The organism is Pseudomonas sp. JV245A, assembly GCF_032424515.1.
Lineage (GTDB): Bacteria > Pseudomonadota > Gammaproteobacteria > Pseudomonadales > Pseudomonadaceae > Aquipseudomonas > Aquipseudomonas protegens.
The window spans coordinates 1-412 of record NZ_VYKE01000562.1 but is presented as its reverse complement, the minus strand read 5'-3'; the positions used below and the strand labels follow the sequence as shown (position 1 = coordinate 412).

At 71.8% G+C, this 412-nt stretch carries 2 protein-coding genes; one reads left to right on the top strand and one right to left on the bottom strand.

Annotated elements, in window-relative coordinates:
• On the top strand, positions 1-194 hold a 194-nt coding region (locus F6S12_RS33035; RefSeq protein ID WP_315870026.1), incomplete at its 5' end, for a type II secretion system protein GspI.
• Between the two features lie 3 nt (positions 195-197).
• Here F6S12_RS33035 and F6S12_RS33030 read toward each other — a convergent pair.
• Positions 198-412, bottom strand: a 215-nt coding sequence (locus F6S12_RS33030; protein WP_315870025.1) for a type II secretion system protein N, incomplete at its 5' end; no start/stop codon positions are given.

The window sequence follows — 412 nt, the reverse complement described above, 5'->3', positions numbered from 1 at the left end:
GCCTGAACAGCGGCGTGAAGAACCTCGACTGCGACCAGGGACGGCTCAAGCTGCGCTGCGAAACCCGCATCGCCCCGGGCAGTGCGCCGGGGCTGGTGCGGGTGCAGGTGCAAGTCAGCGACCGCAGCCGCGAGGCGCCGCCGCTTGCGCGCCTGGAAACCCTGGTCAGCCGGCCGCAGGTACAACGCCAGTGAGGCCTAGCGGGTCAACCGCGGCAGCTCCGGCGAGTCCGGCAGCTTGCTGACCTTGATCCGCGACTGCTCGGCGCCGCGCTCGATCAGCACGCCGTCGGCCTCGATCGCAGCCAGGCGCACACCCTGGGTCAGGGTTTCCCCGGCCAGGAAGCTGCGCGGCGGGCCATCGTTCAGATGCAGGATCGCCACTGCGCCACGGGCCCCGGCCATGACCCCGG